Consider the following 13,870-nt stretch of genomic DNA (forward strand, 5'->3'; position numbering starts at 1 on the left):
ACATCCTTAAATAATGGGTTAAGTTAGCTGTGATACTCTAAAGACAACGACACTGAATCGGCGAATCGCAATGCATGAGGTTTATCAATGGTGACTCTGGCTATGGTAACGGCTGGGTGTTCACGACAAATTTCTAATACGTCGGCAACCAGTTTTTCCAGTAATAAAAACCTACCCTCTTCAACATGCTGAATCACTTTTTTGGTGATGACCTTATAGTTTAGCGCATCGGCAACGTTATCGGTTTGAAACGATCGATCGGCTGGATAATGGATCTCAATATTAATCACCACATCTTGCTGCTTTTCGCGCTCGTCTTGGTTAAAACCAATAAAAGTACGTAAGCGTAAATTGGTGACCTTAATAATGGCTTGGCTTAATGGCATTATTGAGCCCTTGTGGTGTGTTTTGATTAGATACGCCAAGGTTGAATAAAAAGATCATAAACAGTCGTTTCGATCAGCAGCCCTATCTGGATAAAATTTCGATTGCTGTAAATGTAAACTGGCTAGGCTTGTGGTGCGTACAATACTCAATATACACATTTTGAATAATGAGGTTAATAATGGAACTGACTATTTTTTATGACGGCACTTGCCCGCTTTGCCTCAATGAAATGCAGCAATTAAAGCGCTACGACAGTTTAAACCGCATTGGCCTTGAAGATATTAATGCCGATGATATTAAGCTGCGCTTCCCTGATTTAGATGTGGTGCGCGCTAATACTGTTTTACATGGACTTCAAGCGGATGGCAGCTGGCTTTATGGCTTAGATGTTACCGCCAAAGCATGGGGGATGATGGGTAAGCACCGTTGGATAAAACTGTTGCGCATGCCTGTTATCAAACCCATAGCCGATGTGGCTTATTTGGCCTTTGCTCGTAATCGCTACCGGGTATCTTACCTACTCACGGGTCAAAAGCGTTGTAGTAACGGCACTTGTAACATCAAATAAGGGCAAGCGGCATGAGCGATCCAACTTCAGCAGAAACCTTAATTGTTATTGGTGCCTCATCGGCCATTGCCCGAGCGTTTATCAACCAAGCTGTAGTGGATCAAGGCCAAGAGGTACCGTTAAGTATCATTTCGATTAGCCGTCAGTCGGCTTTGGCTTTACCACAGCACAGCGCCAACATTACTCAGCAGCATTTTTGTTGTGATTACCAACAAGCTTCTATTATTGAGTGTGTTAACAACATCAGTTTAGTTGCCGGTAAAGTCACTCGAGTGGTGATGTGCAATGGTATTTTGCATTCCAAAACGCCGCTATCGCCAACTGAACAACCCAAAAACTCAAACCTGATGCCCGAAAAACGCATTGAAGACATTAACAGTGATGCATTGCAGCAATTGTTTTATGCCAACAGTATTGTGCCCATGCTGTGGCTAAGCGCACTGACAGCGTTATTGTCGCAAGCAAACCATAACGTAGCCGCTGACAAAAAGTGCGTGATCAGTATTTTAAGCGCCCGAGTTGGCAGCATTTCAGATAATCGTTTAGGCGGTTGGTATGGCTATCGCGCCTCGAAAGCGGCATTAAACATGTTGATCAAAACCACTGCCGTAGAATATGCAAGGCGACTGAAACGAGTCAAGCTCATCGCGTTTCATCCCGGCACCACTGACACGCCATTATCTAAACCGTTTCAGGCCAATGTGCCAGCAGGCAAGTTATTCACCCCAGAATTTGTCGCCAGCCAGTTAACGGCGATCATGGCTGATATTGAGCCCGACGGCGAAGCCAGTTATCTTGATTGGCAAGGTAAAGAAATAAATTGGTGATGATGAATGAAGATGCTAGATGCTAGATGCTAGATGCTAGATGCTAGATGCTAGATGCTAGATGCTAGGCATTATAAACAAAAAAACGCGAAGCATTGGCTTCGCGTTTTTAGTACATCGATTCAGTTAATTATTTAACAAATTCAACGCCTAATTTGATATCACCTTTAAGGGTGTCTAACATTGCATCACGAGCGTTAGCTTCAAATGCACTAATTTCACCGTAAGGTAATACTTTTTCTACGCCGTTTTTGCCAAGAAGGATTGGCTGGGCGAAGAATGTAGCGTGCTCACTGCCGCCGTCAATATAGGCACATTCAACGATGTTGGCTTCGCCTTGAAGACCGCGTACCAATGATAAACCAAAACGACAAGCTGCTTGGCCCATTGATAATGTTGCGCTACCACCACCGGCTTTAGCTTCAACCACTTCAGTACCCGCGTTTTGAATGCGAGTGGTCATTGCTGCCACTTCTTTGTCAGTGAACGTCACGCCTTCAACTTGAGAAAGTAAAGGCAGAATAGTCACGCCGCTGTGTCCGCCAATAACGTTCACTTTAACGTCAGCAACGTTTAAGCCTTTAAGCTCTGCGATGAAGGTTTCACTGCGGATAACGTCAAGAGTCGTGATACCAAATAAACGGTTTTTGTCGTAAACACCGGCATTTTTCAATACTTCAGCAGCAATCGCAACCGTTGTGTTAACTGGGTTAGTAATAATACCCACTAAGGCTTTAGGACAAGTTAGCGCCACTTTTTCCATTAGGTTACGCACGATCCCAGCGTTGATATTGAATAGATCTGAACGATCCATACCAGGCTTACGCGCAATACCCGCAGACATTAAGACTACGTCAGCATCCAATAATGCAGGTGTTGGATCTTCACCAGCAAAACCTTTTACTTCTACGTCGGTTGGGATGTGACTTAAGTCAACCGCAACACCAGGAGTAACCGGAGCGATGTCATACAGAGACAACTTTGAGCCCGCAGGCAGTTGAGTTTTTAACAGTAAAGCTAGAGCCTGGCCGATACCACCAGCAGCACCCAATACAGCAACTTTCATAATTATCTCCATCAATTTATGCAGTTTGTGACATTGATCTACATTGTCGTGGCGTCACATTACTGCATCGTCACAGTAATTTCAATTATACGTTAGTGGACAGTCATAAATAAGTAAGCGCTAATCCACAGTTTAATTGGGGGAAACGGACATCTTGCTGCAATTTATACCTAAAAATATCATAAAACCGCTCCAAAGAAGGATTATTATTGATCATTTTCAGGCACATCTTGTCAATCTAATGATGTTCAATATCGACTAGCTACAACAGAAACATGTTCGATTACCTCGCTCAAATAGCGGCTATAACTGCATATGAACCTCTTGTGTTGTTTGTTTTACTGTTTTAACGTTATGAGCAAACCGCTCATTTGTACTGGTTTAATGACATTAGCGCTACCATGAACGCAGGCGCTATATACCATAAAATAAGATAATTAGCGTACACTTAGGCTGCCACTGGCAGCATTAACTTATTCACCTACGCTGCCATCACTAACTGATACGATGCAGTTGTAATTGCCCTTTTAATGTGAGAATTCGATGATAATAAGAATAGGCCAACAGGCCGACCAGCAAGCGTTAGTTCAATTTAATCAAGCCATGGCAATGGAAACAGAGAACCTTGAATTAGATGCCAAGCAGTTAACCCGCGGTGTTGAAGGGTTGCTGACCCACCCTGAACGTGGGGTATATTTAGTCGCTGAAGTTGACGGTGAAATTGCCGGCTCACTCATGGTGACCTACGAGTGGAGTGATTGGCGCGCAAATAACTATTACTGGATCCAAAGTGTGTATATACGCCCACACAATCGTCGCCAAGGGATTTATGGCAAACTTTATCAAGCCGTAAAAGACTTAGCCGCAGACAATGGCGGTACTGCGAGCTTCCGTTTATATGTTGAGCATGATAATAAAATAGCCCAACAAACCTATGAATCCTTAGGCATGGAACAGAGCCATTATTTAATGTACGAAGAAAATACCAAGCAATCGTAAGTGATCATAAGTGGTATACAAAAAGCCGGAACAATCCGGCTTTTTTGTGGTTATTTTTCAAGGAATCTAAGGCGTTCAAGGGAGAGTTGCGACAATAACTAGCCTGTGCGCAACGCAAGAATTTTACTGATATCCAGTGGCGCGCTAAATTGGCTGAACCCTTTGTGCTGTTGATCAATCGCATGGATCGACATTCTGTCTGCCAATTCATTACCTTCAATCCCAATATGGGCAGCGACATGTTGCAGCACCAAATCCGCTTTCATTGCTTCATATAGCGCATGAGCCGGTTTGATGATCTCAAGGTTGGCTATTTCACCGCTTTTTCGAGTCCAGTTTTTAGCTTTCCAACCGTATGCCCACTCACAGACACATTTAATCGAGTACTGGGAGTCGCTCATGATTTGCACGGTTTCGCCCGCGTCTAGGACTTTTTTAGCCACCAATAATGCCTGATGCAGCGCGTTGAGCTCGGCGGTGTTATTGGTGCCATTAGGATTAAACAATCCAAACCATAACTCGCTTAACTCGCCTTTACGGTATATCGCCATCCCCGACCCGGCTTTACCAGGATTAGGTTCACAACCGCCGTCGGTATAAATCACCACATCAAATTGGCTTAATACTGCTTGATTAGCGCCAAGGCTTTTGGTTGATGTGCTAGCCCCAGCAGGCTTTACGGTTGATGAACGGCTTGTCGTCTTGGCTGAGGTACTTTTGCCGATACTGCTTGCAGGAGATTGAGCAAATGCCGCTTTAGCTTCCGCTTCTGTGGCAAAGGATTTGTATTTGGCTTGCGGATATTTATCAACTGAGCGCTTAGTGACATCCCAGCTGGTAAAAATGCCGGTTTCTCGTCCTGCCCATACTACATAAAACTTCTTTGCCATGATTAATTCTTACTTCAACAATGCTAGCGTCACGAATAACGTGATTGCATCATGCCATGATTAAACCTGGCTTTAAAACAAAAAACCATCTAGATCATTACAGTTGCAGTTAACTTGAGCTGCTTGATAAAATAAAAGCCTATTGGGGCTTGCGTTAGTTAAGGGTCAGTGGGCCATTAATATCATGATAATTGACACTGCCTGAGCCAGAATTGACTATGGTTAACCCATTGGTGTTAGCAACCTCAATGCCGCCGGAGCCATCTTTAATCGCAACGATACCCTGCACTTGGTTAACCTTGATAGAGCCTGACCCATCTTCAATACTGACATCGCCAATAACATGGTTAATGCGAATAGATCCCGAACCATCTTGCACATCGATCGCCCCTGACGCTTGATCAATATCAACAGATCCTGAACCATCAACTAATACCAATTTGCCAATGTGGTTCATCACAATACTGCCCGAACCGTCGGTTAACTCGATATCTGCACTGACGTCATCAACTTGGATAGAGCCTGAACCGTCGTTAATGTCTAGGGCTAAGGTTGACGGTACTTTGACCAATAGATCGATAAAGGGGGACTCACCTAATAAATGCTCAGTGTGTATTTCTGATAACAAATAGGCTTTATCACCTTTACGGGTCAAACTGAGTTTAATGTTAATGTCATCTTGATCTAATGACTGGGTATAGATGTCAGCATGTATCACCACTTCAGTTAAGCCTTGTACGCCGATAATCGTTAACTTACCTGCACCCGTATTGGCAACTAACTGCGTTAATGATCCAGCATCAAGATTCAATTGCTGCTGTACCAAGTTAAGATCTGTCTGAGTTTGCGCAGAGGTTTGTGATGACGAAAACACCGACTCAGCTTCGCCTTGTGACGCACCGAACAGCGTCGCCCCTAAAATAAGCCCGACGGTGACACTAATGGTTGCGATACGAATAGACATATGAGTAATTCCCTTTATGAAGATATAAATAAGCTTAGCTCACTACACCAATGTTATTAACATGAGTTAACGCTTGTTGGTAAGCGTTAGCGGCAATTAACAATGATTTAGCAGGTTTTATACCAACTCTACAAAGTCTTTATTTACAGTAACTTAAACTTAATCGTCATTAAAAAAAGTGGTTCATTAAACCAAAAAGAACTAAAATATCATACAATGTGGTTAACTTTACCACTGTGATTGTCACGGTTAACTCAAACAAAAAAGAAAAATAGCCCTATGCCAACATCTCCAGCGATATCGCAAACGTTAACTATCATTGTGGGTTCAACCAACCCGGTTAAAATAAGTGCAGCACAACACGCCATTGGACAATATTTCCCTGATGTTCAAATCCATTGTCGCGGCATGCATGCGCCATCATTAGTGGCAGAGCAACCCATGAGCGAAGCAGAAACTAAACTGGGGGCCATTAACCGCGCCAAGTTTTGCCAAGCCAATGCAAAAACGGCAAATCAACAGGCTGACTTTTATGTGGCGATGGAAGGCGGTGTAGATCCTTTTGAGCACGGCCCCGCCACTTTTGCTTATATGGCCATTATCCATAACGACACATTATCTGTCGGTCGCAGCGCCAACTTACCGCTACCGCAAACCATTTTTAACGCTTTACAAGCAGGTGAAGAACTGGGCAAAGTGATGGACAGAGTCTTTAACACCAACAACATTAAACAAAAAGGTGGCGCGATTGGTTTGCTCACCCAAGGTTTAGCCAGCCGTGAAAGCATTTATACCCAAGCATTAGTGCTGGCAATGGCTCCTTTTATCAATGCGGAATTATTTAATGACTAGACCAACCACAATGCCATTCACCTTAGACAACGGGGCAATAATCCGCCCACTACAAGCTCAAGACAATGCTGCATTGGCGACGATGATCCGTGAAGTGTCAGCAGAATATGGCTTAACTGCGGATAGAGGGTTTAGCGTTGCCGATAAGACGCTTGACTGTTTAAGTGAGGTATATCAAGCGCAAGGCTCACAATACTGGGTAATAGAATACCAAGGCAAAGTCGTTGGCGGCGCAGGTGTTGCCCCATTACCAGCCAATGATGGTGTGTGTGAATTACAGAAAATGTATTTTGCTAACACAATACGTGGCCAAGGTTTGGCGAAAAGATTATCGGCACTATGTGTTGAGTATGCCAAACAGCAAGGCTACCAGTCGATGTACCTCGAAACCACCGCTATATTAGTTGAAGCACTGGCCTTATATGAAAAATTAGGTTTCGTTCGATGCCAGCATTTAGGTGAAACAGGTCACGACGCCTGTGAAATCGCCATGACAAAAACACTGTAATAACGCTAAATAGGCATTAAACAAACGTATTTGCACGTTTTTTGCTCACTCTTTCTTTGTACTGTCTTATAGCGCTTTGCAAGGATGCAAAAGCTTGCTAGCCTCAGATCAAGCACATTCCATAGGAGGATGATAATGGAATACCAACGTATCGCGCATTCTAGCCTTGAGGTCAGTAAAATTTGCCTCGGCACCATGACTTGGGGTGAACAAAATTCCCAAGCCGAAGCTTTTGCTCAACTCGATTATGCTATTGGTCAAGGCGTTAACTTTATTGATACCGCTGAAATGTACCCTGTGCCACCCAAAGCTGAAACTCAGGGCGACACCGAACGAATTTTAGGTAACTACCTCAAAGCCCAAGGCAACCGCGATAATTTAGTTATTGCGACTAAAATCGCCGCGCCTGGTGGTAAAGGTGATTACATACGCAGCGATATGGCGCTCGATTGGCGTAATATCCATCAAGCCGTTGACGACTCATTATCACGCTTACAAATCGACACTATCGATTTGTATCAAGTGCATTGGCCCGATAGAAACACCAACTTTTTCGGCGAAATGATGTATGAGCATGACGACGAAGAACATTACACCCCTATTTTAGACACCCTTGAAGCCTTAGCCGAAATTATTAAACAAGGTAAAGTGCGTTATATCGGTATTTCTAATGAAACCCCTTGGGGATTTATGAAATACCTAAAATTAGCCGAACAGCACGATTTGCCGCGCATTATTAGCGTGCAAAATCCGTACAACTTGCTTAATCGCAGCTACGAAATCGCCATGTCTGAAATCAGCTATCGTGAAGATGTGCCGTTATTAGCTTATTCGCCGTTAGCCTTTGGCGCGTTAACCGGTAAATATGAAAATAATCAGTGGCCAGAAGGCGCACGCTTAACCGTATTTAAACGCTTTGCCCGCTATAACAGTACGCCAATGGCCCTTGAAGCAACTCAGGCTTATATCGATTTAGCCCGTGAGTTTAGTTTATCTCCGACCGAAATGGCCTTAGCGTTTGTTAATAGCCGCAAATTCGTCGCCTCTAACATTATTGGCGCCACTGATTTACATCAGCTAAAACAAAATATCGACAGCCACAAAGTCAGTTTATCTGCCGAGCTGATGCTAAGAATTAATCAATTGTCGGCGCTATATCGTTTTCCTTGTCCCTAGGCAAATGACATAACCGCTTAACAAATACGCTAATTGCCACAAACCCTTGCAATGGGCATCAAGATCAATGAAGATCTTGATGCCTTTTCTTTTCAGTATAGAAACCCTTATTTTATGAAGCCTGCATCGTCAACACCGTCTGCCGTTTTATTTGATCATCAAGCGATACGCGATCAATTTCCAGCGCTAAAACAGACCATTGGCGATTATCCTTTGTGCTACTTAGACACCGCAGCGACCAGCCAAAAGCCACAAGCTGTGATTGACGCAATGACCGAGTACTACCAACTCAATAATGCCAATGTGCACCGAGCGGCCCATCAACTGTCAGCCCGGGCGACTCAGCAATATGAAGCGGTTCGTCAACAAGTGGCTGAATTTATAAATGCCCAACGTCAAGACGAGATTATTTTTACCCATGGCACCACTGAATCGATCAATATGGTGGCCTATGGACTCACCTCGCAACTCAAACCCAATGATGTCATCCTAGTTGATACCGCGGCTCACCACGCCAATATTGTGCCTTGGCAAGAACTGGCAAAACGTACTGGCGCGGTGATAACCCCCATCCCACTGACAGCAGACGCGCAACTGGATATGGCGGCTTTTGACCGATTATTAACGCTTAAGCCTAAAATGGTTGCCATATGTCATGTGTCAAATGCATTAGGGACAGTCAATTGCGTCGAAGAACTGGTTGCAAAAGCCAAAGCCGTTGGCGCGTTAACCTTAGTGGACGGTGCCCAGGCCATAGCCCATTTATCCGTTGATGTGCAAAAAATTGATTGTGACTTTTATGTGTTTTCGGGCCATAAAATGTACGGGCCAACAGGCGTGGGAATTTTATATGGTCGATATCAACAATTAGACCAACTAACGCCAATGCTCACTGGCGGCGAGATGATCAAAACCGTCAGTTTTGCGTATACTGAATATGGGCCATTACCTAATCGCCTTGAAGCTGGCACCCCCGCTATCGCAGAAGTTATTGGTCTCGGGGCTGCTATCCGTTTTTTACAACAATTGCCCCGCGAGCAATTATGGGTCCACGAACAACAATTGATCCAGTATTTACAACAGCAGTTGCAACAGCTTGGCGATATTGAATTGTATGGCATTGCCAACGACAAAAACGCGACCAATATTGCTGCGGTGGCCTTTAATATTAAGGGTGAACACCACCAAGATGTGGGAATTTTACTGGATCAACAAGCGATTGCTGTACGCTGTGGTCATCACTGTGCCATGCCATTAATGGCTAGCCTTAATTTAGGCGGGTGTTGCCGTGCATCGATTGGCATCTATACTAATAAGCAAGATGTTGATCAATTTATTCATGCACTTAATGCCGTAAAAGAGTTATTGTTATAGTTCCAAAGCACAACACGATGATCCAAATGCATTTTTTATCTACCGCTGAGGTTAATTGAATTACCATGTTAAACCCAAGCGCCACACCTTCACCGCTGTTATTTTTGCCTTTATCGGATGAGTTAATTGAAGCGGTTAACCTCATTGAACAAGCCAATAACTGGCAAGATAAGTATCGCCAGATTATGCTACTCGGTAAGTTAATACCGCCATTGGCTGCAGAATTTAAGCACGCGGATGCACAAGTAAAAGGCTGCGAAAGCCAAGCATGGCTCTATCATCACCGCTTAAATGGGCAACATTTTTATCTAGCCGATAGTGATGCTCGTATTGTAAAAGGCTTAATTGGATTATTACTGGCCAACTGCCAAGGTAAAACCACTGAGCAAATACACCAATTTGATGTGAAACAGTATTTTGACCGCCTTGGATTAAGTGGCCAACTAAGTCCATCTCGTACCAATGGTTTAACTGCGTTAGCGCAAGCCATCGTTGCCTATACACATGATGTTAGTACCTGAAACACTGTCCAACACTAAGGAATAATAATGACTCAAAAAGTCTGTAACCAAGCTCGCCGTCATATCTTAAAAGGCCTTGGAGCAGCCACATTATTAAGCCCTTTAAGCTCGCTTCCAGCATGGGCAGTTGAATCACGTCGTTTGTACATCGATGGTTTATCGTTTTTACCCACCGACATCAATGATGTTAAAGCCTCAAAGCTCGATGCCTTTATTGCCGATATTTCAGGGATTGATAAGATTGAGCAAGCGGATGGCACCATAAATTATAAACGCACTTATCAAGCCTGCATCAATAGCATTAAGCAAGCGGCTAACTCGGTCATTGCCAATCCAGACGTGTATCTGCAAGGGCTGACGGGGGCAGACATTAACAAGGCAAGAGCACAGCAACAAACCGCGGTGTTTTTTCAAATTCAAGGCGCCGACTGTGTGGAAGATGACGGAGCAAACAATGAGTGGCCACTGTTAGACAGTTTGCATCAGCAGGGTTTACGCGTGCTGCAGCTAACCCACCATTATGGTAATCGCTATGCGGGTGGCGCATTAGATAATAACGGCTTAAAGAGTTTAAATCCCCCGTTAACCACCGCAGGGCAATCACTAATAGACGAGTTAAATCGTAAAAATATCCTGATCGATGTGAGTCACTCCAGCGCCCAAACAGCCCTTGATACAGCAAAAGCCAGTCGGTCTCCTATTGTGCAAAGCCATGGTGCTGCGCGCGCTATTGTAAACAATGCCCGTTGCTCACCCGATGAAGTGATCCGCGCTATTGGCGATAGCGGCGGCGTGTTTGGGGTATTTATGATGAGCTTTTGGCTGACTAACCAGCCGACACCCACAATTGAAGACTACATCAGGCAACTCGGTTATATTGCCAAAGTGGGCGGTGTCAATAGCGTTGCGATAGCCAATGACTTTCCACTTCGTGGTCAAGAAAATCTATTAGCGTTAGATAACAATAACAGCGAAGGCATAAAAGAATACCTTCCATGGTGGCACCGATTAGAAGAACAGAATGTGTTAGGTTTTGACGTTGAGCCCAAGCATGTAGTTATTCCTGAATTCAACAGCATCGACCGCATGAGCCGTATTGACGACGCCTTGAAAAAAGCTCGTTTCAAATCGACCGATCGCGATCGTTTTATGGGTGAAAACTGGCAGCGAGTGCTCAAGCAGGTATTGGTATAAATCTAATATTAAGTTACTTAAAAGCTGAACATTAAGCTCAGCTTTTAAGTGATTGATTCTAAAATTGATAACCACTACATCAAATTTAGATTACCATTTATATACAATACTAAAGCAGATCATTCTGATATTTATAAAAAATACTATTTTCAACAATATTTTTTATCTCTGCATTTAACTCTTTATCTGTTGGTTTACGATTTAATGCATCTTGCTGGTCAAAATAGTTAAATAATTCAATCCGAGTATTTGAAGCTCTCTTCTGGCAAAAACGCTCCGACTCTACCCAAATCGTTGGACTGCCTCGAGCTGGAGAATCATACCAATAACAATGCGTATAACCATTTATTCTGAGGTGTGAATCAAGCCAAAAACCATAAACACTACAAGTCAAAATCCAAGCAACTAATCCAAATCCAGCTGCTTTAACAAGCCAAATTTGCGCTTGAATAGTCAGTTTATTCACTAATCTTAGGTACATTAAATAAGAAAAAACAATAAGAAATGGCACTACCCAAAACGCACCAATAGCAAAGCTTCTATGCCCGATATAAATAGCCTTTTCATTAATCTTTTCTAAAACACTATATTCTTCTATAAATCCTAAAAAAGTACCATAAACACCAAAAAAACATAAGATAACAAAAAATACAGCTAAGACTTTATGCCTTTTTTTATCACTATATTCATCGTGAATAATATCTGACTTATCACTCATTTTAGGCTTCCATGAAAATAAGGGATCCCAAATAATTTATGTAAAAAACGTATAGGGTCATGATTATAATCATCGATTAAACGATTAGTCTCAGCGCTCAACCTTTCCCCATTATTAATAAGATTTTTTTCAGCCAATAACAATGATTGACTTATTTTATCTGACCAATACTCAGTGTCTATAAATAAATTAGTCACGAAAGCCAGAACCACACCTACGATGACAATTACTACCATTGAACCAATAGTTAATGAAGCTGCTGTACCGGCTATACCTATCGCAGCCCAAGTAATCAATGAACTAGCAGAGACAATTGCAATATCAACGGCCATTCCACCAACAAAATGACGCCAAGTTTTGGTATCATTCATCATTTGCTCTAAAGAGTAAAATGCACCTGAAATCAGTATGGTAAGAATACTACCCTGAGTAATAGATTTTAAAGCACCCAATTTACCAATCCCCAATGAAATAACTTTGGGATTGTTAGCCAAATAACGACTGCCGGTTAAATCTCTCCTTAAACGAGCATACCCTTGAAAAACAACGTAAGGTTGACCTGAATAGGTCACAGTCTTAAAAGCACTAAAGGCACTCCCACCTCGTTTCATCTCAATAGCCAGTGCACTCAGGGCGACTATATCTGTCATCAAGGGGATCAATCCACTACCAGTTTTTATTTTAGCATTATGCTTATCCCAAAATTGCTTACCAATAAGCGAGGACTGGGAAATAACTATACCCAGATCCTCAATAGCATCAGCCCTAGTCATACCTTGTTTTTGTTTATGACTAATATAAAGTTCGATAAACTCAGCCGAGTTCATTTGTACCAGTTGGTATTCATTTTCAGAAAGTGCTTTAGCAAGCTTTTTCTTTCTTTGATAATCATTGATCGCACGATTGGCATAAGCAGACATGTAATATCCTTATTTTAATTAACTCCTTTAGAACGATATTGTATCTTAGATTAGGTAAAGTTTAATCTACCCCAAATAGCTAGTTAAACTAACCAATACACCTTATATAATGTGCTGAGAAATTTCTCTAAATGAAAGTCTATCACTCAGTAACTTCATAACGGTTATAGTTGCGATGACATAAAACTAAAAGGGCTGATGTTATATAGCACATCAGCCCTTTTATTATTCTCGATTTAATTGTCGATTTAGTGCCGTTTAAATTCCTGCACCAGCGATTTCTCTCGGTGGGTTAAGCACCTCAATCGCTTTTAAGTAAGCCAGTAAACCATTCACCTGAGTATCGAGATCACCTTTACTGGTATCTATGGTTAACTCTGCAGATTCTGGCACTTCGTAAGGTGATGAAATGCCAGTAAAGTTGCTAATTTCTCCCTTTCGAGCTTTGGCATACAAGCCTTTGGTGTCGCGCGATTCGCACACGCTCAATGGCGTAGACACATGTACTTCAACAAATTGTCCTTGTGGGAATAACGCCCTGACGCGATCACGTTCTTCGCGGGTCGGTGAAATAAACGCCGACAACACCACTAAGCCTGAATCAACCATTAATTTAGCCACTTCACCGACACGACGTAAATTTTCATCGCGATCTTCAAGGCTAAAGCCTAAATCTTTACACAGACCATGACGAACATTATCACCATCAAGTAAATAAGTATGAAAACCGTATTCAAATAACGCCCGCTCTAATGCACCTGCAAGGGTTGATTTACCTGAGCCTGATAGCCCGGTAAACCATAATAATACCGGACTTTGGCCTTTTTGGGCGCCACGGGCAGCTTGGTCAATGGCATGTTGATGCCAAACAATATTGCTCATCACTACTCCTATAGAGTGGTTATT

General features: G+C 42.8%; 16 protein-coding genes. 9 read left to right on the plus strand and 7 right to left on the minus strand.

Annotation, left to right across the window (positions count from 1 at the left end; all coding sequences use genetic code 11):
- Nucleotides 1-23: 23 nt before the first annotated feature.
- On the minus strand, nt 24-386 hold the full coding sequence (gene folX / locus AAEZ00_RS02980; protein WP_101032779.1) for a dihydroneopterin triphosphate 2'-epimerase: 363 nt from the start codon (nt 384-386) through the stop codon (nt 24-26).
- 179 nt (nt 387-565) lie between these two features.
- Here folX and AAEZ00_RS02985 point away from each other — a divergent pair, with 179 nt between their 5' ends.
- Nucleotides 566-955, plus strand: coding sequence for a thiol-disulfide oxidoreductase DCC family protein (locus AAEZ00_RS02985; protein WP_101032780.1), 390 nt, complete (start codon nt 566-568; stop codon nt 953-955).
- Nucleotides 956-966: 11 nt separating this feature from the next.
- Complete coding sequence (locus AAEZ00_RS02990) at nt 967-1,782, plus strand: SDR family NAD(P)-dependent oxidoreductase (RefSeq protein ID WP_351088323.1); 816 nt, start codon at nt 967-969, stop codon at nt 1,780-1,782.
- A 130-nt stretch (nt 1,783-1,912) separates the two neighbouring features.
- On the opposite strand, the gene mdh is transcribed toward AAEZ00_RS02990, so the two are convergent.
- Complete coding sequence (gene mdh / locus AAEZ00_RS02995; protein WP_124013518.1) at nt 1,913-2,848, minus strand: malate dehydrogenase; 936 nt, start codon at nt 2,846-2,848, stop codon at nt 1,913-1,915.
- A 543-nt stretch (nt 2,849-3,391) separates the two neighbouring features.
- Between mdh and AAEZ00_RS03000 the strand changes: the two genes are divergently transcribed.
- A complete protein-coding gene (locus AAEZ00_RS03000; protein ID WP_101032784.1) occupies nt 3,392-3,847 on the plus strand; it encodes a GNAT family N-acetyltransferase in 456 nt (151 codons plus the stop codon).
- A gap of 98 nt (nt 3,848-3,945) precedes the next feature.
- Here AAEZ00_RS03000 and AAEZ00_RS03005 read toward each other — a convergent pair whose 3' ends face one another.
- Both AAEZ00_RS03005 and AAEZ00_RS03010 read right to left on the minus strand, forming a co-directional pair.
- Nucleotides 3,946-4,737 (minus strand): ribonuclease H family protein, encoded by a 792-nt coding sequence (locus tag AAEZ00_RS03005; protein WP_101032785.1) that lies wholly within the window; start codon nt 4,735-4,737, stop codon nt 3,946-3,948.
- A 154-nt stretch (nt 4,738-4,891) separates the two neighbouring features.
- Nucleotides 4,892-5,701 carry a DUF4097 family beta strand repeat-containing protein gene (locus AAEZ00_RS03010; RefSeq protein WP_101032786.1) on the minus strand — a complete coding sequence of 270 codons (810 nt, stop codon included), beginning with the start codon at nt 5,699-5,701 and terminating at the stop codon, nt 4,892-4,894.
- A gap of 279 nt (nt 5,702-5,980) precedes the next feature.
- Between AAEZ00_RS03010 and yjjX the strand changes: the two genes are divergently transcribed.
- The 6 genes from yjjX to AAEZ00_RS03040 all read left to right on the plus strand — a co-directional run bounded on the left by yjjX (nt 5,981) and on the right by AAEZ00_RS03040 (nt 11,326).
- Nucleotides 5,981-6,553, plus strand: coding sequence for an inosine/xanthosine triphosphatase (gene yjjX, locus AAEZ00_RS03015; protein ID WP_124013516.1), 573 nt, complete (start codon nt 5,981-5,983; stop codon nt 6,551-6,553).
- On the plus strand, nt 6,546-7,061 hold the full coding sequence (locus AAEZ00_RS03020; RefSeq protein ID WP_124013515.1) for a GNAT family N-acetyltransferase: 516 nt from the start codon (nt 6,546-6,548) through the stop codon (nt 7,059-7,061). The genes yjjX and AAEZ00_RS03020 overlap by 8 nt, the downstream gene beginning before the upstream one ends.
- A gap of 135 nt (nt 7,062-7,196) precedes the next feature.
- Entirely contained in the window at nt 7,197-8,237 is a 1,041-nt protein-coding gene (locus tag AAEZ00_RS03025; RefSeq protein ID WP_101032789.1) for an NADP(H)-dependent aldo-keto reductase, read from the plus strand.
- A gap of 114 nt (nt 8,238-8,351) precedes the next feature.
- Nucleotides 8,352-9,611: an aminotransferase class V-fold PLP-dependent enzyme gene (locus tag AAEZ00_RS03030; RefSeq protein WP_351076626.1), complete on the plus strand. Its 1,260-nt coding sequence runs from the start codon at nt 8,352-8,354 to the stop codon at nt 9,609-9,611.
- 65 nt (nt 9,612-9,676) lie between these two features.
- Nucleotides 9,677-10,132 (plus strand): SufE family protein, encoded by a 456-nt coding sequence (locus tag AAEZ00_RS03035; protein WP_351076623.1) that lies wholly within the window; start codon nt 9,677-9,679, stop codon nt 10,130-10,132.
- Between the two features lie 27 nt (nt 10,133-10,159).
- A complete protein-coding gene (locus AAEZ00_RS03040; protein ID WP_351088324.1) occupies nt 10,160-11,326 on the plus strand; it encodes a membrane dipeptidase in 1,167 nt (388 codons plus the stop codon).
- Nucleotides 11,327-11,435: 109 nt separating this feature from the next.
- Here the strand turns inward: AAEZ00_RS03040 and AAEZ00_RS03045 are convergent, their stop codons facing one another.
- From AAEZ00_RS03045 to cysC, 3 genes are all read right to left on the minus strand, one after another.
- The gene (locus AAEZ00_RS03045) at nt 11,436-12,044 is read right to left on the minus strand and encodes a DUF1240 domain-containing protein (protein WP_351088325.1); all 609 of its coding nucleotides are present in this window, start codon (nt 12,042-12,044) and stop codon (nt 11,436-11,438) included.
- Nucleotides 12,041-12,964 carry a hypothetical protein gene (locus AAEZ00_RS03050; RefSeq protein WP_351088326.1) on the minus strand — a complete coding sequence of 308 codons (924 nt, stop codon included), beginning with the start codon at nt 12,962-12,964 and terminating at the stop codon, nt 12,041-12,043. The genes AAEZ00_RS03045 and AAEZ00_RS03050 overlap by 4 nt, the downstream gene beginning before the upstream one ends.
- A 258-nt stretch (nt 12,965-13,222) precedes the next feature.
- Complete coding sequence (gene cysC, locus AAEZ00_RS03055; protein ID WP_351088327.1) at nt 13,223-13,846, minus strand: adenylyl-sulfate kinase; 624 nt, start codon at nt 13,844-13,846, stop codon at nt 13,223-13,225.
- Nucleotides 13,847-13,870: the final 24 nt, after the last annotated feature.

The organism is Shewanella sp. S1-49-MNA-CIBAN-0167, from assembly GCF_040310145.1.
Taxonomy (GTDB): domain Bacteria; phylum Pseudomonadota; class Gammaproteobacteria; order Enterobacterales; family Shewanellaceae; genus Shewanella; species Shewanella psychromarinicola.

Excerpts from the sequence above, each read along its gene's own strand:
- folX (WP_101032779.1), bottom strand. The coding sequence starts at position 386 with ATGCCATTAAGCCAAGCCATTATTAAGGTCACCAATTTACGCTTACGT.
- AAEZ00_RS02985 (WP_101032780.1), top strand. The coding sequence starts at position 566 with ATGGAACTGACTATTTTTTATGACGGCACTTGCCCGCTTTGCCTCAAT.
- AAEZ00_RS02990 (WP_351088323.1), top strand. The coding sequence starts at position 967 with ATGAGCGATCCAACTTCAGCAGAAACCTTAATTGTTATTGGTGCCTCA.
- mdh (WP_124013518.1), bottom strand. The coding sequence starts at position 2,848 with ATGAAAGTTGCTGTATTGGGTGCTGCTGGTGGTATCGGCCAGGCTCTA.
- AAEZ00_RS03000 (WP_101032784.1), top strand. The coding sequence starts at position 3,392 with ATGATAATAAGAATAGGCCAACAGGCCGACCAGCAAGCGTTAGTTCAA.
- AAEZ00_RS03005 (WP_101032785.1), bottom strand. The coding sequence starts at position 4,737 with ATGGCAAAGAAGTTTTATGTAGTATGGGCAGGACGAGAAACCGGCATT.
- AAEZ00_RS03010 (WP_101032786.1), bottom strand. The coding sequence starts at position 5,701 with ATGTCTATTCGTATCGCAACCATTAGTGTCACCGTCGGGCTTATTTTA.
- yjjX (WP_124013516.1), top strand. The coding sequence starts at position 5,981 with ATGCCAACATCTCCAGCGATATCGCAAACGTTAACTATCATTGTGGGT.
- AAEZ00_RS03020 (WP_124013515.1), top strand. The coding sequence starts at position 6,546 with ATGACTAGACCAACCACAATGCCATTCACCTTAGACAACGGGGCAATA.
- AAEZ00_RS03025 (WP_101032789.1), top strand. The coding sequence starts at position 7,197 with ATGGAATACCAACGTATCGCGCATTCTAGCCTTGAGGTCAGTAAAATT.
- AAEZ00_RS03030 (WP_351076626.1), top strand. The coding sequence starts at position 8,352 with ATGAAGCCTGCATCGTCAACACCGTCTGCCGTTTTATTTGATCATCAA.
- AAEZ00_RS03035 (WP_351076623.1), top strand. The coding sequence starts at position 9,677 with ATGTTAAACCCAAGCGCCACACCTTCACCGCTGTTATTTTTGCCTTTA.
- AAEZ00_RS03040 (WP_351088324.1), top strand. The coding sequence starts at position 10,160 with ATGACTCAAAAAGTCTGTAACCAAGCTCGCCGTCATATCTTAAAAGGC.
- AAEZ00_RS03045 (WP_351088325.1), bottom strand. The coding sequence starts at position 12,044 with ATGAGTGATAAGTCAGATATTATTCACGATGAATATAGTGATAAAAAA.
- AAEZ00_RS03050 (WP_351088326.1), bottom strand. The coding sequence starts at position 12,964 with ATGTCTGCTTATGCCAATCGTGCGATCAATGATTATCAAAGAAAGAAA.
- cysC (WP_351088327.1), bottom strand. The coding sequence starts at position 13,846 with ATGAGCAATATTGTTTGGCATCAACATGCCATTGACCAAGCTGCCCGT.